Below are 24,594 nucleotides of genomic sequence, written 5' to 3' on the forward strand. Positions count from 1 at the left end.
TGGCGAACCGTCCCGGGGGCTGAGCCGAAATGCCCCAAGGGCGACCGCTCGAAAGCTAGGTGCTGGAGGATCCGTGGACCTGTCCCTGTCGACCGAGACCATGGGCGATCGCACGATCGTCAGGGTCGGTGGCGAAATCGACGTATATACCGCGCCCAAGCTGCGCGAGCAGCTGGTCGAGCTGGTGAATGACGGCAGTTTCCACCTTGTCGTCGACATGGAGGGTGTGGACTTCCTCGATTCAACCGGACTCGGCGTGCTGGTCGGCGGCCTGAAGCGTGTGCGTGCCCATGAGGGCTCGCTGCGCCTGGTCTGCAACCAGGAGCGCATTCTCAAGATCTTCCGTATCACCGGCCTCACCAAGGTGTTCCCGATTCACACCTCGGTCGAGGAAGCGGTGGCGGCCACCGACTGATCACCGGTCCCGGGCGTCCGCGCCCGGGAGCAGCAGTGAAGTACGAGGGGGACCGGGCTCTTCGGCGGCCCGGCGCCTCCCCACAGCACGTCCGAAGTTCGCGAGGGGGACGCATGGCCACCGTTGAGCTCCGCTTCAGCGCGCTGCCCGAGCATGTCAGGACCGCCCGCCTGGTGGCGGCAGCGGTGGCGCGCAGGGCCGGAGTGGACGAGGCCGTCCTCGACGAGGTCCGCCTGGCCGTCGGTGAGGCGTGCACACGTGCCGTCGGACTGCACCGGAACGGCGGCATCTCAGCCCCCGTGAAGGTGCTGCTGACCGAGGAGGAGAAGCAGTTCTCCATCGAGGTCGGTGACGAGGCGCCCCACGCGGTTCCCGGCGGGCGCACGCCCGGCGACGGGCCCGGGGGCACCGAGGCCGAGATCGAGGAGGACGAGATGGGCCTCGCGGTCATCAGCGGACTCGTCGACGATGTCGAGGTCAGTGCCGGGGAGTACGGCGGATCGATCCGCATGAGGTGGTCCACCACGCCGCCGGCCACCTTCCCCGCCTGACCCGTCTGACCCCTCCGATCGGACGTATCCGACTCACTCGTGCCGAAGGGCCCCATCCGTGGGGCCCTTCGGCATGTGCGGGTGCGATCGCCCGCGCCTGCGGTGGTCCCTGTACCGGCCGCCCCGCCCTCCGTCCCCTCCGGGCGGCCCCCGGGTGCACCGCCCCGTGCGCCCAGGACCGTACGAGCGCTCCTGGGCGGGCTGCCCGCAGTGCCGTTCATCGCGTGAATTAATTCACGATCAGGCAAGTGGCCGAAGAGGCTTTTGCGCGATCATCAAAGGGATCATTCGTCTGATCAGGTGAATGATCCGTCGAATGCCTCAGTGGCATTACGGATTGTGGTTCCCCGGCCGTCCGGCGATCATTGCGTGAAGAGCATGTGCGGCCATTTACATTTAACGCACTCTGTTTTGATCAGGTTCCGGGTACCTACAATCCCGTCCACATCTTGAGCTCAGCCCAAGCGTCAAGGAGGACGAATGGCGGAGCTTTCGCTCTCACATCAGCCGGGCCAACCCCTCTCCCTCGCAGCTGCCGTGCTGACCGACGGCAACCGCGTGCTCGTGGTGGTCATCGGGCTCGTGGCACTGGCAGCGCTGGCCGTCGCGGGGGTCCTGGTGCGCCAGGTGCTCGCGGCCGGCGAGGGCACCGACAAAATGAAGGAGATCGCCGCGGCGGTCCAGGAGGGCGCGAACGCCTATCTGGCCCGCCAGCTTCGCACGCTCGGCGTATTCGCCGTAGTCGTGTTCTTCCTGCTCCTGCTGCTGCCCGCGGACGACTGGCACCAGCGTGCCGGACGATCGGGTTTCTTCCTGATCGGAGCGGCGTTCTCGGCGACCACCGGGTATATCGGCATGTGGCTCGCCGTCCGCGCCAATGTGCGAGTCGCCGCGGCGGCCCGCGAGGCGACACCGGGTCCGGGCGAGCCGGAAAAGGATCTCACCGCCGTCTCGCACAAAGCGATGAGGATCGCTTTTCGCACGGGCGGTGTGGTCGGCATGTTCACCGTCGGGCTCGGCCTGCTGGGCGCTGCCTGCGTGGTGCTCGTGTACGCGGCCGACGCGCCGAAGGTGCTCGAGGGCTTCGGGCTCGGGGCCGCGCTCATCGCGATGTTCATGCGGGTCGGCGGCGGCATCTTCACCAAGGCCGCCGACGTCGGCGCCGACCTGGTCGGCAAGGTCGAGAAGGGCATTCCGGAGGACGACCCGCGCAATGCCGCGACCATCGCCGACAACGTCGGCGACAACGTCGGCGACTGCGCGGGCATGGCGGCCGACCTGTTCGAGTCGTACGCCGTGACGCTGGTGGCCGCGCTGATCCTGGGCTCGGCCGCCTTCGGCGACGCCGGACTGGCCTTCCCGCTGCTCGTGCCGGCGATCGGCGTCCTCACCGCGATGATCGGCATCTTCGCGGTGGCCCCCAGACGCGCCGACCGCAGCGGCATGAGCGCGATCAACCGCGGGTTCTTCGTCTCCGCGGTGATCTCGCTCGTCCTGGTGGCGATCGCCGTGTTCGTCTATCTGCCGTCGTCGTACGCCGACCTCGACGGTGTCACCGACGCGGCGGTCCAGGGCATGGACGGCGACCCGCGGATCCTCGCGCTCGTCGCGGTCGCCATCGGCATCGTCCTCGCCGCCCTCATCCAGCAGCTCACCGGCTACTTCACCGAGACCACCCGGCGCCCCGTCAAGGACATCGGGAAGACCTCGCTCACCGGCCCGGCCACCGTCGTCCTCGCCGGTATCTCCCTCGGGCTCGAATCGGCCGTCTACACCGCTTTGCTGATCGGCCTCGGCGTGTACGGGGCGTTCCTGCTCGGCGGCACGTCGATCATGCTGGCGCTGTTCGCGGTGGCGCTCGCGGGCACCGGCCTGCTCACCACGGTCGGTGTGATCGTCGCGATGGACACCTTCGGGCCGGTCTCCGACAACGCGCAGGGCATCGCGGAGATGTCCGGCGACGTCGAGGGCGCGGGAGCCCAGGTGCTCACCGACCTGGACGCCGTCGGCAACACCACCAAGGCCATCACCAAGGGCATCGCCATCGCCACGGCGGTTCTCGCGGCGGCGGCGCTGTTCGGCTCGTACCGCGACGCCATCACCACCGGCGCGCGGGACGTGGGCGAACGGCTCAGCGGGGAGGGCGCCCCGATGAGCCTGATGATGGACATCTCGCAGCCCAACAACCTCGTCGGGCTCATCGCGGGCGCGGCGGTCGTCTTCCTCTTCTCCGGACTGGCGATCAACGCGGTGTCGCGGTCGGCGGGTTCGGTGGTCTTCGAGGTGCGGCGGCAGTTCCGCGAGAAGCCCGGGATCATGGACTACAGCGAGAAACCGGAGTACGGAAAGGTCGTCGACATCTGCACCAAGGACGCCCTGCGCGAACTCGCCACACCCGGTCTGCTCGCCGTGCTGGCACCCATCTTCATCGGGTTCACGCTCGGCGTCGGGGCGCTCGGCGCCTTCCTCGCGGGCGCGATCGGCTCGGGCACCCTCATGGCGGTGTTCCTCGCCAACTCCGGAGGCGCGTGGGACAACGCGAAGAAACTCGTCGAGGACGGCCACCACGGCGGCAAGGGCAGCGAGGCCCACGAGGCGACCATCATCGGCGACACCGTCGGAGACCCCTTCAAGGACACCGCGGGACCGGCCATCAACCCGCTGCTGAAGGTGATGAACCTGGTCGCGCTGCTCATCGCGCCCGCGGTCATCCAGTTCTCCTACGGCGCGGACAGGAACGTCGGCGTACGGGTGCTGATCGCGGTCCTCGCCCTGGCCGTGATCGTCGGCTCGGTGTACGTGTCCAAGCGGCGCGGGATCGCCATGGGTGACGAAGGCGACGCCGAACCGGACTCCAAGCCGGCCGACCCGGCGGTGGTTTCCTAGGCACGCCACCGAGTCCCGGCTCGAGGTGCGGGCGGGCAGCGCGTTTTGACGACGCGTCGCCCGCCCGCGCCGTGTGCTGCGTGCCCCTCGTCGTGAGCCTTCTCTCGATGGTGCAAATGGCCTCAATGGTGGTCTTGGCGGGCACCCGTCGGGGAGATGTCGCGCATCCGGCGTGTATGTTCCGGGGCCGGGAGTCATGGAAGGGGCCGATCCGGTGAACAAGAAACTCGCGGCCGCGCTGTCCAGCGGTGCGGTACTGGTACTGGCGCTGACGGGATGCGGCGGCGACGACAGCAACGAGAAGCTGGACTCCTGGGCGGACCAGGTCTGTGGCGCGGTACAGCCGCAGGCGAAGAAGATCCAGGCCGCCAACGCCGCGATCCAGAAGGAGACCTCGGACAACAGCACCCCGGAAGAGGTGCAGAGGACCGACTCGAAAGCCTTCCAGGACATGTCCGACGCCTACAAGGCGATCGGCGCGGCCGTGACCAAGGCGGGGGCGCCGGACGTCGAGAACGGCGAGAAGAAGCAGACGGACGCGGTCAAGGAACTCAACAGCATCTCCGGTTCGTACGCCTCCCTGAAGAAGCAGGTCGACGGGCTCGACACGGAGGACCAGGCGAAGTTCGCCGACGGTCTGAAGGACATCGCCGCAGAGCTGGACAAGCTCAGCAAGAGCGGCAACGACGCACTCAAGACGCTGGAGGAGGGCGAGGTCGGCGAGGCGATGGCCCGGCAGCCCAGCTGCAGGACGGCCACCGGTTCGGCGCAGTCCACGACGGGCTGACGGTACGCCGGCGCACAGCCGCCCTCACCCTGTGACCACGAGGGCCGCCGCGACCGCCGCGGCGGCCCTCACCGCCGTGGCGGTCGTGACGGTCACGGCACGCGCGGGGCGGGGGCGGCGGCCACAATGGAGGGCGTGAGTAACACCGGCCTGTCGCCCCTGCCCTCGTCCGACCGTCCCGACACCGCCGCCCGCCTCCGGGAGGCGCTGCTCGGGGCATCCTTCACCGCCGACGGACTGCTCGAACTGCTCGGCGCCCCCGCGTACGCGGCGCTGGCCCGCAGCGAGACCGTGCCCGCCTTCCGGGCCACGCGCGAAGACACCCCGCTGGAGACGCTCGTACGTCTGTTCCTGTTGCAGCAACCCGTGCCGCACGCGCGCGTGGCGGACGTGCTGCCCGTCGACGCCTGCCTGGAGGACGGGTGGCTGGCCCGCGCCGGCGCGGGCGAGGTCACCGCGACCGTGGACGTACGGCCGTACGGAGGGCCCGCGGACGAGGACTGGTTCATCGTGTCCGACCTCGGGTGCGCGGTCGGCGGTGCGGGCGGCATCGGCAGTGCGCACGAGGGCGTCGTCCTCGGCGTCGGCGGGGCGTCCACGACCCTGGCCGGCATCACCGTCCGCACGCCCGTGGCCTCCGCGCTCGACCTCGGTACCGGCTCCGGCATCCAGGCGCTGCACGCCACCCGGCACGCCACGCGCGTGACGGCCACCGACGTCAACCCCCGCGCGCTGCACATCACCGCGCTCACCCTGGCCCTCTCCGGGGCCCCGGCCGCCGATCTGCGCGAGGGGTCGCTGTTCGCACCGGTCCGCGCGGACGAGAAGTACGACCTGATCGTGTCCAACCCGCCCTTCGTGATCTCGCCGGGCGCGCGGCTCACCTACCGTGACGGCGGTATGGGCGGGGACGATCTGTGCCGCACGCTCGTTCAGGAGGCGGGGGAACGGCTCGGGGACGGAGGGTTCGCGCAGTTCCTCGCCAACTGGCAGCACGTCGAAGGGGAGGACTGGCAGGACAGGCTCAGGTCGTGGGTTCCTCGTGGGTGCGACGCCTGGATCGTGCAGCGCGAGGTGCAGGACGTCAGTCAGTACACCGAGCTGTGGCTGCGGGACGCCGGCGACCACCGCGGTGACACGGCCGGGTACCGGGCGCGGTACCACGCCTGGCTGGACGAGTTCGAGGCGCGCGGCGTGAAGGCGGTCGGCTTCGGCTGGATCACGCTGCGCAAGTCGGGTGCCGACCTGCCGTCGATCACGGTGGAGGAATGGCCGCATCCGGTCGAGCAGCCGCTCGGGGACACGGTGCGGGCCCACTTCGAACGGCTCGACCACCTCCGCACGCACGACGACGCGGCGCTGCTCGCAGCACGCTTCAAGCTGGCCGCCGAGGTGGTGCAGGAACAGGTCGGGCTGCCCGGCGCGGAGGACCCGGAACACGTGGTGCTGCGCCAGAACCGCGGCATGCGCCGGGCCACCCGGGTGGACACCGTCGGCGCCGGCTTCGCGGGTGTGAGCGACGGCACGATGAGCGCGGGCCGCATCCTCGACGCCATCGCCCAGCTCCTCGGCGAGGACCCGGTCGTGCTGCGCGACCGCACCCCGGCCCAGATCCGGCTGCTGGTCGAACAGGGCTTCCTGGAGCCGGTGAGGTGACGGTGCGGGACTTCCGGCCCTGATGACGGTGGGGGCGGATCGAGGACTCGGGAGGCGGATCCGGGAGCCGGGAGGGAAGACGGGGAGCCGGGAGGGAAGAGAGGCTCGGGAGGGTGGTGGGTTCGCCAACTTTCGAGTGGTTTCGGACACCCCCGCCGAGGCCGGCCGCCTTCGCACCCGCCGCCGTCGCCCCCGCGTTCACTTCCGGTTCGCCTTCCCGCCGTCCGCGCGTGCCAGCCTCACCCCCGGGCCGGCGTCAGCGGCCGGGAAGAAGGGCTCGGGGGACCATGGAAAGCGGACCGGCGATCTTCGTGGGGATGGTGTTCTGCCTGTTCGGGGGCGGGTTGCTGGCCTGGATCGCGATCAGCGTCCGCCGGCGTCGCCCCGTGGCCCAGGGTGTGAGTCCGGTCGCCTCGGTCACTGTCGCGAGCCTGGTCTCACTGACCTCCCTCCTCGTCGGGGTGTGGTGCCTCACCCGCCTCTGAGGTCCGTCCGGGGACCGCGGACGAACAGGGGTTCCGGTAATCGAGAGGGTGCGCTCCGCATAGGGGCGGGCAGGGTCTGGGCAGTCCGGGCGGCAGGAACGGTGCAAGTCGGGTTACCGTTCGAGTGGCCGTTGCGGGCTTTTCCCGTTTGACACGGGGGCGGGATGTACCGTCACACTCCGCAGCGTCACGAGCCGTGAATGCAGACCCGACCCCGGGACGAGAGCCCGGAGAGGCCCCAGCGTCGACCGGAGAGAAGAGCGAAGTTGTCCCCGACCAGCGAGACCGCGAAGGGCGGCCGCCGACTCGTCATCGTCGAGTCGCCTGCCAAGGCGAAGACGATCAAGGGCTATCTCGGCCCTGGCTACATCGTCGAGGCGAGCGTCGGGCATATTCGCGACCTTCCCAACGGCGCCGCGGAGGTGCCCGAGAAGTACACCGGTGAGGTCCGCCGTCTCGGTGTGGACGTCGACCATGACTTCCAGCCGATCTATGTGGTCAACGCCGACAAGCGGGCCCAGGTCAAGAAGCTCAAGGACCTGCTGAAGGAATCCGACGAACTCTTCCTCGCCACCGATGAGGACCGCGAGGGCGAGGCCATCGCCTGGCACCTGCAGGAAGTGCTCAAGCCGAAGATCCCGGTCAAGCGGATGGTCTTCCACGAGATCACCAAGGAAGCGATCCGCGCGGCCGTGGCCAACCCGCGCCAGCTCAACCAGAAGCTGGTAGACGCCCAGGAGACCCGCCGCATCCTCGACCGCCTCTACGGCTACGAGGTCTCGCCGGTCCTGTGGAAGAAGGTCATGCCCCGGCTGTCCGCCGGCCGTGTCCAGTCCGTCGCCACCCGGCTAGTGGTCGAGCGGGAGCGCGAGCGCATCGCATTCCGTTCCGCCGAGTACTGGGACCTGACCGGTACCTTCGCGACCGGCCGCGCCGGGGACTCGTCGGACCCGTCGACGCTCGTCGCCCGTCTGCAGTCCGTCGACGGCAGGCGCGTCGCGCAGGGCCGCGACTTCGACTCCCTGGGGCAGCTGAAGAGCGCGAACACCCTCCAGCTCGACGAGGCGAACGCCCGCGCCCTGGCCGCCGCCCTGGAGAACACCCGGTTCTCCGTGCGGTCCGTCGAGTCCAAGCCGTACCGCCGCTCGCCGTACGCCCCGTTCCGTACGACGACGCTGCAGCAGGAGGCGAGCCGCAAGCTCGGCTTCGGTGCGAAGTCCACCATGCAGGTCGCGCAGAAGCTGTACGAGAACGGCTACATCACCTACATGCGTACGGACTCGACGACGCTGAGCGAGACGGCGGTCTCCGCGGCCCGAGCCCAGGTCACACAGCTGTACGGTGCCGACTACCTGCCGCCGCAGCCGCGCACCTACGCCGGGAAGGTGAAGAACGCGCAGGAGGCGCACGAGGCGATCCGCCCCTCCGGCGACCGCTTCCGCACCCCTGCCGAGACCGGCCTGACCGGCGACCAGTTCCGGCTCTACGAGCTGATCTGGAAGCGGACCGTCGCCTCTCAGATGAAGGACGCCACCGGCAACTCCGTCACCGTGAAGATCGGTGGCGCGGCGGCCGACGGACGCGACGTCGAGTTCACCGCGTCCGGCAAGACCATCACCTTCCACGGCTTCCTGAAGGCCTACGTCGAGGGCGCGGACGACCCGAACGCCGAACTCGACGACCGCGAGCGCCGGCTGCCGCAGGCCGCCGAGGGCGACCCCCTCACCGCCGAGGAGATCACGGCCGACGGCCACGCCACCAAGCCCCCGGCCCGCTACACCGAGGCGTCGCTGGTCAAGGAGCTGGAGGAGCGGGAGATCGGCCGTCCGTCGACGTACGCGTCGATCATCGGCACGATCCTCGACCGCGGCTATGTCTTCAAGAAGGGCACGGCCCTGGTGCCGTCCTTCCTCTCGTTCGCCGTCGTCAACCTGCTGGAGAAGCACTTCGGCCGGCTCGTCGACTACGACTTCACCGCTCGCATGGAGGACGACCTCGACCGCATCGCGCGCGGCGAGGCGCGGTCCGTGCCGTGGCTCAAGCGGTTCTACTTCGGCGAGAGCGCCCCCGACAGCGACTTCCCCGCGGGCGGCAGCGGCAGCGGAGCGGCCGAGGCGGGCAACGGCGACGGGGACCACCTCGGCGGCCTCAAGGAACTGGTGACCGACCTGGGCGCGATCGACGCGCGAGAGGTGTCGTCGTTCCCGGTGGGCGACGGCATCGTGCTGCGGGTCGGCCGGTACGGCCCGTACATCGAGCGCGGTGAGAAGGACTCCGAGAACCACCAGCGCGCCGACGTCCCCGAGGACCTGGCGCCCGACGAGCTGACGGTGGGGTACGCCGAGGAACTGCTCGCCAAGCCGAGCGGTGACTTCGAGCTGGGCACCGACCCGTCGACGGGCCGTCCGATCATCGCCAGGGACGGCCGTTACGGCCCGTACGTCACGGAGGTCCTCCCCGAGGGCACCCCGAAGACCGGCAAGAACGCGGTCAAGCCGCGCACGGCCTCCCTCTTCAAGTCGATGTCCCTGGACACGGTGACGCTCGACGACGCGCTGAAGCTGATGTCGCTGCCGCGCGTGGTGGGCTCCGACGCGGAGGGTGTGGAGATCACCGCTCAGAACGGCCGGTACGGGCCGTATCTGAAGAAGGGCACCGACTCACGGTCGCTGCAGTCCGAGGAGCAGCTCTTCACGATCACGCTGGAGGAGGCGCTGGCGATCTACGCCCAGCCCAAGCAGCGTGGGCGGGCCGCGGCCAAGCCGCCGCTGAAGGAGCTGGGCACCGATCCCGTCAGCGAGAAGCCGGTCGTCGTCAAGGACGGCCGCTTCGGCCCGTACGTCACCGACGGCGAGACCAACGCCACCCTGCGCTCCGGCGACAGTGTCGAGACGATCACCCAGGAGCGCGGGTTCGAGCTGCTCGCCGAGAAGCGTGCCAAGGGGCCCGCCAAGAAGACGGCGAAGAAGACGGCCAAGAAGGCCCCGGCCAAGTCGGCGGCGGCCAAGAAGGCTCCGGCGAAGAAGACGGCGGCCGCCAAGAAGACCACGGCGAAGAAGACCACGGCCGCGGCGAAGACGACGGCTGCTGCGACCAGGACCGCCACGAAGAAGGCGACGGCTGCCCCGAGCGGTGCCGGCGCCGAGGACTGAGGGGCCTTCAGGGCCTGCCCGTTCCCAGGTGTGGATCTTCGCCGGGGGTTCGGAACGCGAACGTCCCGGCAACACTTCGGTGTCGGGACGTGCGCATGTCAGGGCGGGGGCCGGGGTGCCGGCGCGGGCCGATAGGCTGAACGCATGACGCGAGCCAAGCCGCCAACGGACCCTCAAACGGCCCCCGACGACGCCCTGGTCGCGGACTCCCGCGAGCGGGCCATCCGGGCCCTGCTGCGCAGCCCACAGCAGAAACGCCTCTGGAGCGCGCAGTTCGTGGGTGGTGTCGGGGACATCCTCGCCCTCCTCGTGCTGGTGCTCCTCGCCCTCCAGGCCGCGGTCGCCGAAGGTTCGTTCGGCGGCGGCTACCGGGGCGTCGCGTTCGCAGTGGCGACCGTTTTCGGGGTGCGGATCCTCGCGACGCTGCTGTTCGGCGCCGTCCTCCTCGGCCCGCTCACGTCGCTCACCTCTCCGGGCGGCCCGCTGGACCGCCGCTGGACCATGGTCGGCGCGGACGGACTGCGGGCGGCCCTGCTCATCGTCGCGCCGCTGTGGATCGACTGGACGCCCGACGACGCGCTCGCCCTCCTTCTCGTCACCACCTTCGTGACGTCGGTCGCCGAGCGTTTCTGGACGGTGTGCCGCGAGAGCGCGGCGCCCGCGCTGCTGCCCGCCCCGCCCCTGGAGGGCGCGACGGTGCGGCCGCTGCCGGACCACATGGACGCGCTGCGCCGCCTGTCGCTGCGTACGGGGTTCGTGGTGGTGCCCGCCGCGGCCCTCGTCCTCGTCGTCGCGGGACTCCTCAACAACCTGCTGGGCACGGGCATCGACTGGTTCGGGCAGCACCAGGCGGCGCTCGCCTCGTACGTCGCGGCCGGACTGTTCGCCGCGTCGCTGTCCATGGTGACGTTCCTCGAACTGCCCGGCACGCGCACCCCGCGCGCGCGGTCGCCGCTGGAGGGCCTGCGACGCCCGAAGACCGGCACCGGCTCCGGTGCCGGTTCGGACAAGGGCCGCACCGGCGCCATGCCGCTGCTGGTGCTCGCGTCCGCGTCCGTGGCCGCCGCGGTGTCGGCCGCCGTCGCCGTGTTCGTGCTGCACGCCAAGGACCTGGGCGGCGGACCCGTGCTGTACGGCCTGCTGGTGGCCGCGCTGACCGGCGGTGTCGTCGTCGGCATACGGACGGCGCCGGCCCTGCTTCCGTCGCTGTCGCGGCGCAGGCTGCTCGCTCTGGCGCTCGCCTTCACCGGCGTCGCGCTGCTCGCCGCCGGACTCGTGCCGGACGTCACCAGCGTGCTGCTGATCACCGCGCTGGCCGGTGTCGGCGCGGGCACGGCGGCCAACACCGGGCACACCCTGCTCGACCAGGAGACCGAGGACCAGCGGCGGGCCCGTACGACGGAGCACCTGCACGCGGTCGTCCGCCTCTTCGTGGCACTCGGCGCGGTGACCGCCCCACTGGTGGCCGCGGGCATCGGACCGCACCGGCTGGAGAGCGGCCGGTTCGTCTTCGCGCACGGCGGTGCCGCGTTCACGCTGATGCTGGTGGGCGCGCTGCTGCTGCCGGTGGCCGCACTCGTTCTGGCCAAGGTCGACGACCGTTCCGGGGTGCCGCTGCGCCACGACCTGCGGGAGGCGCTGCTCGGCGGCGACGATCCCGGACCCGCGACTGCGGGCGCCGGGTTCTTCATCGCCCTGGAGGGCGGCGACGGAGCCGGAAAATCCACCCAGGCCGAAATGCTCGCCGAGTGGATCCGGGACAAGGGCCACGAAGTCGTGCTCACGCGTGAGCCGGGGGCGACGCCGGTCGGCAAGCGGCTGCGGTCGATCCTGCTGGACGTCTCCAGCGCCGGACTGTCCCACCGCGCGGAGGCCCTGCTGTACGCGGCGGACCGCGCCGAGCACATCGACACGGTCGTACGGCCCGCCCTGGAGCGTGGCGCGGTCGTCGTCTCCGACCGGTACATCGACTCCTCGGTCGCCTACCAGGGCGCCGGGCGCGACCTGTCGCCGACCGAGATCGCCCGCATCAACCGCTGGGCGACCGACGGCCTCGTACCCCACCTCACCGTGCTGCTCGACGTGGCGCCGGAGACCGCGCGCGAGCGGTTCACCGAGGCGCCGGACCGGCTGGAGTCGGAGCCCGCCGAGTTCCACGCGCGCGTGCGGGCCGGTTTCCTCACGCTGGCCGCGGCCGACCCCGGCCGGTACCTGGTCGTCGACGCCGGTCAGGAGCCGGACGCGGTCGGTACGGTCATCCGGCACCGGCTCGACCAGGTGCTGCCGCTGTCCGAGGCCGAGATCGAGGCCATCGAGGAAGCGCGGCGCAAGGCCGAGGAGGAGGCCCGCCGCAAGGCGGAGGAGGAAGCGGCGCGCAAGGCGGAGGAGGAGCGCCTGGAGCGCGAGCGCGAGGAGCAGCTGGCCCGGCTGCGCGCCGAGGAGGAGGAGCGCAAGCGGCGCGAGCTGGAGGAGGCGCAGCGGCGCGAGGCCGAACGGCAGGCGGAGGAGGCCCGGCAGCGCGCCGAGGAGGCCGCCCGCCGGGCGGAGGAGGAGCGGCAGCGGCTCCTTGCCGAGGAGAAGGCACGCGCGAAGGCGGAGGCCCGCCGCGAGGCGGAGGAGGAGCGCCGCCGCAAGGAGGCCGAGGAGGAGGCGCGGCTGCGCGCCGAGGCCGAGGCACTGCGCCTGGAGAAGCAGCGCAAGGCCGAGGAGGCACTGCGGCGGGCCGAGGAGGCCCGGCTCCTCGCGGAACGGGCCGCGGCCGCGGCGGCGGCGGGCCCTTCCAGGAGGATTGCGCCGAACACGCCGGACACGCCGAACACGCCGGACACGCCGAGCGGGTCGGACGCGTCGCGTGGTCCGGACGCTTCTGACGGGCCGGACGCGTCCCGCGGGTCCGCGTCGGCGGACGAGACGGCGGTGCTGCCCAGGGTGCCGGGCGGCAGGGCGGGAGCCGGGACCGGAGAGGACGGGTCGGGCTCCGGTGAGTCCTCGGACCGGTTCCGCGAGGACCGGCGCGACTCCGCGAGGGGCGAGAGCGGAGGGGAGCCCGGCTGGGCCAGGTCCTCCCAGCCGTCCGAGGCCGAGGTGACGACCGAGCTGCCGCAGGTGCCGGTTCCGCCGAAGGCGGCCGGCGACGAGACCGAGGTGCTGCCGGCCGTGCCGCCGCCGAGTGCCACGGAGGAGACGGCGGTGCTCCCCGCGATCACCCAGGACGAGGACGAGGTGACCAGCACGCGCGAGCTGCCCCGGGTCGACCTCGAGAACATGCCGGACCGGCGCAGGCAGCGCTCGGACTGGGCCGAGGAGACCCCGCTGGACGACCTGCCGACCCTGGCGGACGAACTGCTGGGCTCGAGCGACGACGAGCGCGGCGAACCGGGCGAGCACGATGAACCCGACGAGGGCGGTCGGGGCAGGGGCAAGGGCTGGGGACGGCGCCGCTGACACGAGCGGCCGCCCACCGGGACGCGCCGATGCCGGGCTGGGCGGGGCCGGAACGACGGCCCCGCCCAGCGCCGTTCTCCCCGGCCCGGCCCGCCGCCGGTCCGGGACTGTCGGTGGTCACCCCCACAATGGGTTCGTTCACTGGATCCGGCCAACGGATCCGGTGAGCAATGGCGAACGTGACGGAAGGGCGGAGTGACCCATGACCGTGTGGGACGACCTCGTCGGGCAGCAGCGGGTGAGCGACCAGCTCGCCGCCGCCGCGCGGGACGCCGACGCCCTCGTCACGGCCGCGGCCGCCGACGCCCCACCACCGGAGGCGTCGAGGATGACGCACGCGTGGCTGTTCACCGGCCCGCCCGGCGCGGGGCGCAACCAGGCGGCGCGTGCCTTCGCCGCCGCACTGCAGTGCGTGAGCCCCGACCGCGCGCTCGGCGGCTCCCCGGGCTGCGGATTCTGCGACGGCTGCCACACCGCCCTGGTCGGCACCCACGCCGACGTGAGCACGATCGCCGCCGTCGGTGCGGTGATCCGGGTGTCGGACATGCGGGACACCGTCCGCAAGTCGTTCACCGCGCCGGCGAACGGCCGCTGGCAGGTGATCCTCGTCGAGGACGCCGAGCGGCTGAACGAAAGCTCCGCCAACGCCGTCCTCAAGGCCGTCGAGGAGCCCGCGTCCCGCACGGTCTGGCTGCTCTGCGCCCCCTCCGTCGAGGACGTCCTGCCGACGATCCGCTCCCGTTGCCGCCACCTCAACCTCACCACGCCCTCCGTGGACGCCGTCGCCGACCTGCTCGTACGACGCGAGGGCATCGAGCCGGACGTCGCCGCGGCCGTGGCCCGCGCCACCCAGGGACACGTCGACCGGGCCCGCCGGCTGGCCACCGACCCGGCGGCCCGGGAGCGCCGCGCCGCCGTACTGAAGCTGCCGCTGCGTGTCGAGGACATCGGGGGCGCGCTCAAGGCGGCCCAGGAACTCGTGGACGCCGCCGCCGAGGACGCCAAGCAGCTGGCCGAGCAGACGGACACCAAGGAGACCGACGAGCTGAAGGCGGCACTCGGCGCGACGCAGGGCGGCCGGCTGCCGCGCGGCACCGCGGGAGTGGTCAAGGATCTGGAGGACATGCAGAAGCGCCGCAGAACGCGTACCCAGCGGGACAGCCTCGACGTGGCCCTGACCGACCTCACCAGCTTCTACCGCGACGTCCTCGCCCTGCAGCTCGGCTCCCGCATCGCCCTCGCCAACACGGACGTCGAGGACGCCCTGGAGCGCATGGCCCGGGGCAGTTCCCCCGAGTCCACACTCCGCCGCATCGAGGCCGTCGGCGCCTGCCGCGGCGCCCTCGACCGCAACGTGGCCCCGCTCCTGGCGGTGGAGGCGATGACGATGGCCCTCAGAGCAGGCTGATCACCCGACCGGAACCCGCAACCGGAACCCGCAACTCGTACGAGGCGCGACACGCACACAGTGCACTCGTCGCGTGGCGCAGAGTTACGCTCGCTCCATGCACACATGGCGTACCCTCCGCAGAACCCGTACCGGAGCCACGATGTTCGCCGCCGCCGCGCTCCTGGTCTTCGGCTGCTCCTCCGGGAGCACGACGAGCACGACGAGCACCGCGAGTTCCGCGAGCTCGGCGGCGAAGGCGACAGCGGTGCTGGCCGCCCTGCCCCGCTCCACGCCCGAAGCGCTCACGCCGTACTACGAGCAGAAGCCGGCCTGGCGCGACTGCGGTGCGCCCGGCTTCCAGTGCGCCACGCTGAAGGCCCCGCTCGACTACGCCGAGCCGTCCGCCGGCGACATCCGCCTCGCCGTGTCCCGCAAGAAGGCCACGGGCCCGGGGGAGCGGCTGGGGTCCCTGCTGGTCAACCCGGGCGGACCGGGCGGCTCGGCGATCGGCTACCTCCAGGCGTACGCCGGCATCGGCTACCCAAAGGAGGTGCGCGCCCGCTACGACATGGTGGCCGTGGACCCGCGCGGCGTGGCCCGCAGCGAGCCCGTCGAATGCCTGGACGGCCCCGAGATGGACGCGCACACGCGGACGGACCTCACACCCGACGACGAGAAGGAGACGGACGCGCTGGTCGCCGCGTACCGGAAGTTCGCCGAGGGCTGCGCGACGGACGCGCCGAAGCTGCTGCGCCACGTGTCCACCGTCGAGGCGGCCCGGGACATGGACATCGTGCGGGCGGCACTGGGCGACGAGAACCTGAACTTCGTCGGCGCCTCCTACGGGACCTTCCTCGGGGCGACGTACGCGGGGCTCTTCCCGGACCGCACGGGCCGTCTGGTGCTCGACGGAGCCCTGGACCCCTCCCTGCCGGCGCGGCAGCTCAACATCGAGCAGACGGCGGGCTTCGACACGGCGTTCACGGCCTTCGCGAAGGACTGCGTACGGCAGGGAGACTGCCCGCTCGGAGGCCGTGACACCAGCCCCGAAGAGGTCGGTGCACACCTGAAGGAGTTCTTCGGCAAGACCGACGCCCAGCCCCTCCCCACCGGTGACGCCGACGGCCGTGAACTCACCGAGTCGCTGGCCACCATCGGCGTGATCGCCGCGATGTACGACGAGGGTGCCTGGCCGCTCCTGCGCAAGGCCCTGACGGCGGCGACGAAGGAGAACGACGGAGCCGGGCTCCTCGCCCTGGCCGACAGCTACTACGAACGCGACGCCGACGGCGAGTACGCCAACCTGATGTTCGCCAACGCCGCCGTGAACTGCCTGGACCTCCCGGCCGCCTTCGACTCCCCGGAGCAGGTGCGCGAGGCACTCCCGGACTTCGAGAAGGCCTCCCCGGTCTTCGGCGAGAGCTTCGCCTGGGCCGCCCTGAACTGCACGTACTGGCCGGTCGGCGCCACCGGTGAGCCCCAGCGCATCGAGGCCGGGGGCGCGGCCCCGATCGTCGTCGTCGGCACCACGCGCGACCCCGCCACCCCCTACCGCTGGGCGGAGGCCATGGCGGACCAGCTCACCTCGGCCCGCCTCCTCACGTACGAGGGCGACGGCCACACCGCCTACGGCCGGGGCAGCGACTGCATCGACTCCGCGATCAACACCTATCTCGTCGACGGCACCCCGCCCGCGGACGGAAAGCGCTGTTCATAGCCGGTGCACCCAACCCGGAGGCAGGCCTGTCGGCCCGCCTCCGGGACAGGTACGGAGCACCATCCGAAACTGTGTAGACTTACCGTCGTCGCTGATCGCACCATGGTGCCGGCAGCGCGCCGCCTTAGCTCAGATGGCCAGAGCAACGCACTCGTAATGCGTAGGTCTCGGGTTCGAATCCCGAAGGCGGCTCTGTGAAAGCCTCAGGACTCACTCGCCGTGACCTGGGGCTTTCGCTTTCGGCCGGGGCCGGGCGTGGCACACGCATACCGGGGCCGTTGTGGAGGGCTTGCGTGAGCGATGCGTGAGCGCCCCGCCGGAGCTTCTTCCCTCACAAAATTCTCACAGCACGCGGCGTGTGCTTCCGCTGGTGGCCGAAGCGCCTTTGGCCCTTCAGCTGCCGGGGAGGACGAGGGATGCAGCCGTCGCTCACCCTCGATCGGCGTGCTGCTCGGGCAGGGGCGACGTGCGAGCAGCCGTTTTGACCACGTCGAGCGATCCCGGCTCACTCGGCTTCGCCGACGCTCGCCATTGCCCTCCCCCGTGCCCTCGCTGGTCGGAACAGCGAGGGCATCAGCGCTTCCTGCGACTTGTCTCCGCTACGCGACGCCGGCGTGGTGGACATCCACGCGGCGCTCGTGGTGGGCCCGGAGTCCTGCGCCGTGGAGGTCGGTGTCGAGGTGGACCTGCACCAGGACTCGGGCACGCTGCCCGCCGGAGCCCGGCCCCCGTACCTCTCGCAACGTGAGGGGATCCCCATCGGCGGGGCCTTCGCCGCCCTCTGTGAGCGGGTGCGGTCGCTCACGGAGTTGAAGGACCCCTTCACCGCCACTCCTGCCCCGCACAGCTGACCGGCGCCGCCACCGCACATCCGGCCGTCGAAAGTCGTGGGCTTCAGCACCCTCCACGACTTCGGCATGTTCTGCCGGAAGATGTCGTGCTGCTCCTCGGTACGAGCGCCGCGAAGCCGCCGCTCCAACGAGCGGCAGGCGGGCCCGGCGGTCGCGTCCCCGGGCGAACCGCGCAAGCAGGCTCTGCTGTCCCGGCGCGGCCGCCCTCGGCCGTGTACCCGCGCCCGCCGATTCCCCGGCCATCGTCGGGGTGTTGAGGCCGGTACGGCCGCGGGAAGTGCCGTACCGGACGGGATGGGGATCAGGCCTCGCGGGAACCCTCGTACATCCCCTCGACGACCTCGGAGTACTCACGCTCCACGACAGGCCGCTTGACCTTGAGGCTCGGGGTGAGCTCACCGTGCTCGATGTCGAGGTCACGCGGCAGCACCGAGAACTTCTTGATCGTCTGCCACCGCTGCAGCTCACCGTTGACCCGCTGGACGAATCCGTCGATCAGTTCGTGAACCTGCGGGGAGGAGACGACCTCGGCGTAGCTGCGGCCGCCGAGGTCGTGAGACGCCGCCCAGGGCATGATCACGGTCTCCTCCAGGGCGATCAGGGCGGTGCAGAAGTTACGGCCGTTGCCGATGACCAGGATGTTGCTGACGAACGGGCAGATGGCCTTGAAGCGGCCCTCGATCTCGGTGGGCGCCACGTACTTGCCGCCCGAGGTCTTGAACACGTCCTTCTTGCGGTCGGTGATCCGCACGAAGCCGTCCTCGTCCACCTCACCGATGTCGCCGGTGCGGAACCAGCCGTCGCTCTCCAGCACCTCCGCGGTCTTCTCCGGAAGGTTGTGGTAGCCACGCATGACGCCGGGGCCTCTCAACAGGATCTCGCCGTCCTCGGCGATGCGGACCTCCGTGCCGGGCAGCGGTTTGCCGACCGTGCCGACCCGGTAGTCGTCGGCGGGGTTGACGACGCAGCCCGCGCTGGTCTCGGTCAGACCGTAGCCCTCGAGGACGTGCACGCCGGCGCCGGAGAAGAAGTAGCCGATCTCGGGGGCCAGGGCGGCACTGCCGGAAATGCTGGCGCGCAGATTGCCTCCGAAGGCCGCGCGGATCTTGCCGTACACCAGCCGGTCGGCGACAGCGCGCTGCACGGCGAGCGGCAGGGGCACCCTGCGTCGTCCGGTCGCCGCCATGCTCTCCTGGCCGGTCCTGGCGTAGTCGCGGGCGACCTTCGCAGCCCAGAGGAAGATCTTGTACTTGATGCCGCCCTCGGCCCTCGCCCTGCTCGCGATACCGTTGTAGACCTTCTCGAAGATCCGCGGCGCCGACGCCATCAGGGTGGGCCGGACGGCGGGCAGGTTGGTGATGATGCGGTCGACCCGCCCGTCCACGGCCATCACATGACCGGTCCTGACCTGACCCGAGATCAGAGCCTTGCCGAAGACGTGGGACAGCGGCAGCCACAGGAACTGCACGTCGTCGGAGCGCAGCAGCCCGCCGGCCTCCTGCACCACGCCCTGGTACGACCAGCAGTCGTGCACCAGGCGCACGCCCTTCGGCCGGCCGGTCGTACCGGAGGTGTAGATCAGAGTGGCCAGCTGCTCCGGCTCGATCGCCCGGACCGTCTCCTCGACCGCGTCCGGGTGATCTTCCAGATATGCCGTGCCCCGCTTCTCCAGCTCGGCGAGGGACAGCACCTCCAGCCCCTCCACCCGAGGGACGTCCGCCGCAGGGTCGAAGAGGATCGCGTGGCCCAGCCCGGGCAGACGGTCGACGTGGGCGACCACCTTGGCCAGCTGGGCGGTGTCCTCGACGAAGATCGCCCGGCTGCCGGAGTCGGAGAGGATGTACACCGTCTCATCGGCATTGGTGCTGGGGTAGACAGCGGTGGCGGCCGCGCCCGCGCACATGACGCCCAGGTCGGCCAGTATCCACTCCACCCGAGTGGAGGAGGAGATCGCCACCCGTTCCTCGGGCCGCATCCCGAGGGCGAGCAGGCCGGCCGCGATCGCCGTGACGCGCTCGGCGGTCTGCGCCCATGTCAGCGAGCGCCACTGCTCGGCGCCGGGAGGGCCGTCGTCGGCCGGCGCGGGATACCGGTAAGCCTCCCGGTCGGGTGTGGCCTCGACTCTCGAGAGAAAGAGGTGCGCCACGGAAACCGGGCGATTTTCAAGAGGGGACTGCGCGGAACTCACATTGACCTCCGGGCCCGGGTGCGCCCATCGAACGACTTGTTAACCGACAGGTAACTCGCAAGCAATGCTCAGAGTAGGGCGTGAGCCCCCCACACGTAAGGGAGAAGGAGCTGCACAGGTCTCTGTGCCGAACCCCGGGCGCGCACAAGGAGCCTCCCCCGCCAGGGGCCCGGCCTCGGCGGCGACGCGAGTGGTGCTCCCGCGTGGTAGCCGTACAGGGCGACGACAGGGGCCGGGGGACACCTGTCCGGCATCGACGGACCGGTCTTCACACTGCCGATTCACGCCCGGCCACCGTCTCGTACGCCGTCGGGATCCGCTTGCGGCGCGTCGACGACCAGCCGCCCACCTCGTTGGCATGCCGTGAGTCCGGCTGCAGACTGAGCACGAGCTTGCCGCGGACCTGACCGGTCTTGCTGATCAGCTGTGCCTCGGCCGCCTTCTCCAGGGGCAGAACGTCCTGGACCTCGACGTGGACGACTCCGGTGTCGATGAGCGTGCCGATGCGGTGCAGTGCCCGGCCGTCAGGAGCGACGACGACGCGCCGCCCTGTGGTGCCGGGCACGCGGTGGGCGTCGTCGATCGGTTCCGGCAGCGTGACGAGCATCCCGCCCGGACGCAGCAGCGGCCACGACTCCTGCTGGGTCCGGCCGCCGACAGTGTCGATGACGACGTCGACCGGTTCGATGGTGCGCAGGCCGTCCGAGGTGCGGTCCAGGGGTTCGTCGACGCCGAGCCGGCGCAGGAAGCCGAGGTTGCGCGGTGAGGCGGTCGCCGAGACATGCGCCCCGCGGTACTTGGCGAGCTGTACGGCGAAGTGGCCGACACCGCCCGCGCCGGCGTGCACCAGCACCCGCTGCCCGGCGGTCACCTGTGCGGTGTCGAGGGACTGCCAGGCAGTCAGGGCCGCCAGCGGGACGGCCGCGGCCTGTGCGAACGACAGACCCTCAGGCTTGGGCGCCACTGCTGAGGCCGGCAGTACGGCGAACTCCTGGTAGGCGCCGCCGTACGGCAGGGGCAGCATGCCGAACACCTCGTCACCAACAGCCGGGCCGTCGGCCGCCGTCGTCGCGGCGACCGTCCCTGCCACGTCCCAGCCCACCCCCAGCGGGAAGGGGCGGTCCGTACCGACCGCGCCTTCACGGAACTTCCAGTCGACGGGGTTCACCCCGGCTGCCCGGACCCTGACCAGGATCTCCCCGTCCGCGGCGGCCGGCACCGGCCGCTCGGTCAGTTCCAGGACGCTTTCGTCGCCATAGCGGGAGAAGACCACTGCACGCATGACCGGTGCTCCTGAGAAGTCCGAGACGAGCCGTCGGCCGCAGGGGGCGACGGTTGTGCGGTACGCACTGTGCTCAACCGTGGACCGGAGACGCCCTGCCGGCCATTACCCCGTGAGTACCAGTCCACGGCGTGGAGGGGGTACTGGCAGGGACAGGACGGCGCGTCCCACCGAGGGCATACTGACGCGGGCGGCGCGGGGAAACAGCGGCCCGCTCCGACGAGGACGATCCAGGGGTGGCCGTGAAGCAGGCGCGTGAGCTGGGCAGGTTTCTTCATTCGCGGCGGTCGCACGTGACGCCCCAGGCCGCGGGCGTTCCCGCTCTGGGCCGACGGCGGGTGCCCGGCCTGCGCCGCGAGGAGGTGGCGGAACTCGCCGGAGTGAGCACTGTCTACTACACGCGCCTGGAGCAGGGACGTGCCACCAACCCCTCGGATTCCGTGCTGGAGGCACTGGCCCGTGTGCTGCGGCTGGACGCGACCGAGCGGGCTCACCTGTACGCGCTGGCGCGCCCGCCGCAGCACCGGGCGGCTGAGTCCTCGGCCTTTGGGGCGCAGCGGGTGCGTCCGGATGTCCGCCGGCTTCTGGACGCCGTGGGCGCCGTGCCCGCATACGTCCTCGGCCCCGGCATGGACGTACTCGCCGCCAACGACCTCGCCCTGGCCCTGATCCCCGGCTGTGCCGGTGTCCCGGCGGGCACTTCGAACATCGCCCGTCACATCTTCCTGGACACCACGGCCCGCAGCCTGTACCCGCACTGGGAACAGGTGGCCCGCCAGACCGTCGGGTTCCTGCGCTTCTCAGCCGCACGTCATGCGCACCACTCGCGTCCGGGACACCTCGTCGCAGAACTCAGTGACCGCAGTCCCGAGTTCCGGGGGCTGTGGGCGGCACAGGAAGTCCGGGAGAAGACACATGGCACCAAGAGCTTCGACCACCCCGTGGTCGGTCGCTTCGACCTCGCCTACGAAGCCCTCACCATGCCCGGCGACGAGGGCCGGTCACTCGTCATCTTCACCGCTTCCTGCGACACCGCGGAGACCGCGTTGAAACTGCTGGGCAGCTGGGCGGTGACAAGCGCACGACAGTAAGGCGACGTCCCGGCCGAGGGGGAAGAGATGCCCGGCCTGGTCCGGCGGGGAGTCCGGGCTCCGTGGTCACTTCGCGTCCGCGTAGCACTCCACCACCGCCGTGGTGAACGGAAACCGCACCGGGGTCGGTCCGAACGTCAGCCGCCCGGCCAGCTCCGCCGCCTCCCGGATCGCCCCCGCCACCGTCTCCGCCTCCTCCTCGGGGCAGTGCACGATCACCTCGTCGTGCTGGAAGAAGACCAGCTCGGCCGCCAGGTCCGTCAACGCCTGCCGCAGTGCGGCGAGCAGCAGCAGGGTCCAGTCGGCGGCGCTGCCCTGGACGACGAAGTTGCGGGTGAAACGGCCTCGCGCGCGGGCGTCGGTCGAGGCGTAACCCGGTGTCCACTGCCGGGCGGCGTCGGGCTCCTCCTCCGCGAGCGGGATGCCGGCCTCCTCCACCGCGTCGTCCGTGGTGCGGGCCGCCGGCGGGCAGGTGCGGCCCAGCCAGGTCCGTACGAGACGGCCCTCCTCGCCGGCGCGGGCGGCCTCGTCGACGTAGGCCACCGCCTTGGGGAAGCGGCGTCTGAGGGCGGCGAGGTTCTTCAGGCCGTCGCCGGACGTCTGGCCGTAGACCGCGCCGAGGACGGCGAGCTTCGCCTGCGCGCGGTCGCCGGAGAAGACGCGGTCGGACACCGACTGGTAGAGGTCGCTCTCCCGGCCGGCCACCTCCATCAGCGCGGGGTCGCGGGAGATCGCCGCGAGGACGCGCGGCTCCATTTGGTCGGCGTCGGCGACGACGAGCCGCCAGCCCGGATCGGCGACCACCGCGCGGCGGATCACCTTGGGGATCTGCAGTGCGCCCCCGCCGTTGGTCACCCAGCGGCCGGTCACCGTCCCGCCCGCCAGGAACTCGGGCCAAAAGCGGCCGTCGCGTACCCAGTCCTGGAGCCACGACCAGCCGTGGGCGACCATGACGCGGTACAGCCTCTTGTACTCGATCAGCGGTTTCACCGCCGGGTGGTCGAGGGACTCCAGTTCCCAGCGGCGGGTCGAGGAGACCTTGATCCCGGCCTGCGCGAACGCCTTGACGACGTCGGCGGGCAGGTCGGGCCGGACCCGGCGGCCGAAGGCGGCGGACACCTCGTCGGCCAGCTCGGCGAGTCTGCGGGGCTCGCCGCCGCCCGCGTACCGCTCGCCGAGCAGGTCGTGCAGCACCGCGCGGTGCACGTCCGCCCGCCAGGGCATCCCCGCGCGGTTCATCTCGGCGGCGACGAGCATCCCCGCCGACTCGGCGGCCAGCAGCAGCCGCATCCGGTCCGGGTGCGCGGTCGCCTCGGTCCGGCGCTGCTGCCCGGCGTAGACGGCCAGGAGGTCCGCCAGCGGGACGTGCGCGCCCCGGGGTTCGAAGAGGGACGACTGCGCGCCCGGCCCGGCCGAACGCTGCGGCGGATCGGGCGGTACGGGGCCGCCGCGGAGCCGGGCCAGGGCGGCCCCGGCCGAACGGGGCTGCCCGTACCGCCCTTCGTGACCGAGCAGGAGCGTCTCGGCGGCCTCGACGTCGTAGCACCGCTCCACTCGCACCCCCGTGGCGAGCAGACGCGGATGGACCTCGGCGGTGGACCGCCACACCCACCGTGTGACACCGGGACGGCTCCGCACGGCCTCGGCGGCATCCGCCTCCCGCCGCACCGGAGCGGCGGGCAGCCCGTCCGGGCCGAGGGGGGCGACGTCCACGCCACCGTCCTCGGCCGGAGCGAGTGCCCACCGGTCGGTCATGACGTGAGTGTGGCAGGGGGGTGTGACAACGGCGCCCGACCGCGGGGTCCGGCCACGAGGTTCGGCCGCGGGGCCGACACCGGCCGGGGTCAGTTCTCCGGTGAGGGTGCCTGCTCCTGGTCGCCGTCCTCCTCCCGGTCGTCCTCCTGCCGCACCGCCACGACCTGCGCCAGCAGTTCGGCGACGTACCGCTCGGTGGCCGTCTTGTCGACGCCGAGGCCGCTGAGGACGCCCTTGCCGTTCTCGTGCTCCAGGAGGGCGAGCAGGAGGTGCTCGGTGCCGACGTAGTTGTGACCGAGGCGGAGGGCCTCGCGGAAGGTGAGTTCCAGGACCTTCTTGGCCGCCGGGCCGTACGGCACCAGCTCGGGGGCGTCCTCGACGGCCGGCGGGAGGGCCGCGGCGGCGGCCGCGCGGACCGCGTCCAGGGTGACGCCCTGCTCGGTGATCGCCTTCGCGGCCAGGCCGCCCGGCTCGGCCAGCAGGCCGAGGACCAGGTGCTCGGGCAGACCCTCGGCGTTGCGCGCGGCCTTGGACTCGTTGTGCGCGGCCATCACCACCGCGCGGGCGCGGGGCGTGTAGCGGTTGAAGCCCTCGTCCGGGTCGAGGGAGGCCGACTCCTTGGGCACGAAACGCTTCTGGGCCGCCTGCCGGGTGACGCCCATGCTCTTGCCGATGTCCGTCCAGGAGGCGCCCGAACGCCGGGCCTGGTCCACGAAGTGGCCGATCAGGTGGTCCGCCACGTCGCCGAGGTGCTCGCCCGCGAGTACCGCGTCCTGGAGCTGCTGAAGGGGTTCCTCGTGGACCTTCTTGATGGCCGCGATGAGGTCGTCGAGACGTACGGATGACGTGATGCCGGGGTTCGTCGTCATGTGTCAACGGTAGGTTGACAGTGGATGGCTGTCAACCGCGAGTTGACACTTGAGGGCGAAGTGGTGGACTCCTGG

Annotated in this window: 16 protein-coding genes and 1 tRNA gene; 13 read left to right on the forward strand and 4 right to left on the reverse strand. The window is 71.4% G+C overall.

Annotated elements, in window-relative coordinates; genetic code table 11:
• Positions 1–73: 73 nt before the first annotated feature.
• From bldG to ACWZEH_RS19005, 12 genes are all read left to right on the forward strand, one after another.
• A complete protein-coding gene (gene bldG / locus ACWZEH_RS18950; RefSeq protein WP_003991900.1) occupies positions 74–415 on the forward strand; it encodes an anti-sigma factor antagonist BldG in 342 nt (113 codons plus the stop codon).
• A gap of 113 nt (positions 416–528) precedes the next feature.
• A complete protein-coding gene (locus tag ACWZEH_RS18955; RefSeq protein WP_456192354.1) occupies positions 529–966 on the forward strand; it encodes an ATP-binding protein in 438 nt (145 codons plus the stop codon).
• A 480-nt stretch (positions 967–1,446) separates the two neighbouring features.
• Entirely contained in the window at positions 1,447–3,852 is a 2,406-nt protein-coding gene (locus ACWZEH_RS18960) for a sodium-translocating pyrophosphatase (RefSeq protein WP_456192355.1), read from the forward strand.
• Between the two features lie 196 nt (positions 3,853–4,048).
• Positions 4,049–4,639 carry a small secreted protein gene (locus tag ACWZEH_RS18965; RefSeq protein WP_456192356.1) on the forward strand — a complete coding sequence of 197 codons (591 nt, stop codon included), beginning with the start codon at positions 4,049–4,051 and terminating at the stop codon, positions 4,637–4,639.
• A 135-nt stretch (positions 4,640–4,774) separates the two neighbouring features.
• Complete coding sequence (locus tag ACWZEH_RS18970) at positions 4,775–6,295, forward strand: DUF7059 domain-containing protein (protein WP_456192357.1); 1,521 nt, start codon at positions 4,775–4,777, stop codon at positions 6,293–6,295.
• A gap of 287 nt (positions 6,296–6,582) precedes the next feature.
• Positions 6,583–6,780 (forward strand): hypothetical protein, encoded by a 198-nt coding sequence (locus ACWZEH_RS18975; protein WP_456192358.1) that lies wholly within the window; start codon positions 6,583–6,585, stop codon positions 6,778–6,780.
• A 266-nt stretch (positions 6,781–7,046) separates the two neighbouring features.
• Positions 7,047–9,932 carry a type I DNA topoisomerase gene (gene topA, locus ACWZEH_RS18980; RefSeq protein WP_456192359.1) on the forward strand — a complete coding sequence of 962 codons (2,886 nt, stop codon included), beginning with the start codon at positions 7,047–7,049 and terminating at the stop codon, positions 9,930–9,932.
• A 144-nt stretch (positions 9,933–10,076) separates the two neighbouring features.
• Positions 10,077–13,376 (forward strand): dTMP kinase, encoded by a 3,300-nt coding sequence (gene tmk, locus ACWZEH_RS18985; protein ID WP_456192360.1) that lies wholly within the window; start codon positions 10,077–10,079, stop codon positions 13,374–13,376.
• A gap of 202 nt (positions 13,377–13,578) precedes the next feature.
• Positions 13,579–14,784 (forward strand): DNA polymerase III subunit delta', encoded by a 1,206-nt coding sequence (locus ACWZEH_RS18990; RefSeq protein WP_456192361.1) that lies wholly within the window; start codon positions 13,579–13,581, stop codon positions 14,782–14,784.
• A gap of 97 nt (positions 14,785–14,881) precedes the next feature.
• Positions 14,882–16,483, forward strand: a complete 1,602-nt coding sequence (locus ACWZEH_RS18995; RefSeq protein ID WP_456192362.1) for an alpha/beta hydrolase — start codon at positions 14,882–14,884, stop codon at positions 16,481–16,483.
• A 118-nt stretch (positions 16,484–16,601) separates the two neighbouring features.
• A tRNA-Thr gene (locus ACWZEH_RS19000) sits at positions 16,602–16,675 on the forward strand.
• Positions 16,676–17,100: 425 nt separating this feature from the next.
• The gene (locus ACWZEH_RS19005; protein ID WP_456192363.1) at positions 17,101–17,334 is read left to right on the forward strand and encodes a hypothetical protein; all 234 of its coding nucleotides are present in this window, start codon (positions 17,101–17,103) and stop codon (positions 17,332–17,334) included.
• Positions 17,335–17,635: 301 nt separating this feature from the next.
• Here ACWZEH_RS19005 and ACWZEH_RS19010 read toward each other — a convergent pair whose 3' ends face one another.
• Both ACWZEH_RS19010 and ACWZEH_RS19015 read right to left on the reverse strand, forming a co-directional pair.
• Entirely contained in the window at positions 17,636–19,522 is a 1,887-nt protein-coding gene (locus ACWZEH_RS19010; RefSeq protein WP_456192364.1) for an AMP-dependent synthetase/ligase, read from the reverse strand.
• A gap of 268 nt (positions 19,523–19,790) precedes the next feature.
• Positions 19,791–20,804, reverse strand: a complete 1,014-nt coding sequence (locus tag ACWZEH_RS19015; RefSeq protein ID WP_456192365.1) for an NADP-dependent oxidoreductase — start codon at positions 20,802–20,804, stop codon at positions 19,791–19,793.
• 242 nt (positions 20,805–21,046) lie between these two features.
• Between ACWZEH_RS19015 and ACWZEH_RS19020 the strand changes: the two genes are divergently transcribed.
• Positions 21,047–21,895 carry a helix-turn-helix transcriptional regulator gene (locus ACWZEH_RS19020; RefSeq protein ID WP_456199688.1) on the forward strand — a complete coding sequence of 283 codons (849 nt, stop codon included), beginning with the start codon at positions 21,047–21,049 and terminating at the stop codon, positions 21,893–21,895.
• 66 nt (positions 21,896–21,961) lie between these two features.
• Here ACWZEH_RS19020 and ACWZEH_RS19025 read toward each other — a convergent pair whose 3' ends face one another.
• The gene (locus tag ACWZEH_RS19025; protein WP_456192366.1) at positions 21,962–23,650 is read right to left on the reverse strand and encodes a bifunctional 3'-5' exonuclease/DNA polymerase; all 1,689 of its coding nucleotides are present in this window, start codon (positions 23,648–23,650) and stop codon (positions 21,962–21,964) included.
• 89 nt (positions 23,651–23,739) lie between these two features.
• Positions 23,740–24,519, reverse strand: coding sequence for a Clp protease N-terminal domain-containing protein (locus ACWZEH_RS19030; protein WP_456192367.1), 780 nt, complete (start codon positions 24,517–24,519; stop codon positions 23,740–23,742).
• Between the last annotated feature and the right edge of the window lie 75 nt (positions 24,520–24,594).

The organism is Streptomyces yamdrokensis, from assembly GCF_053890455.1.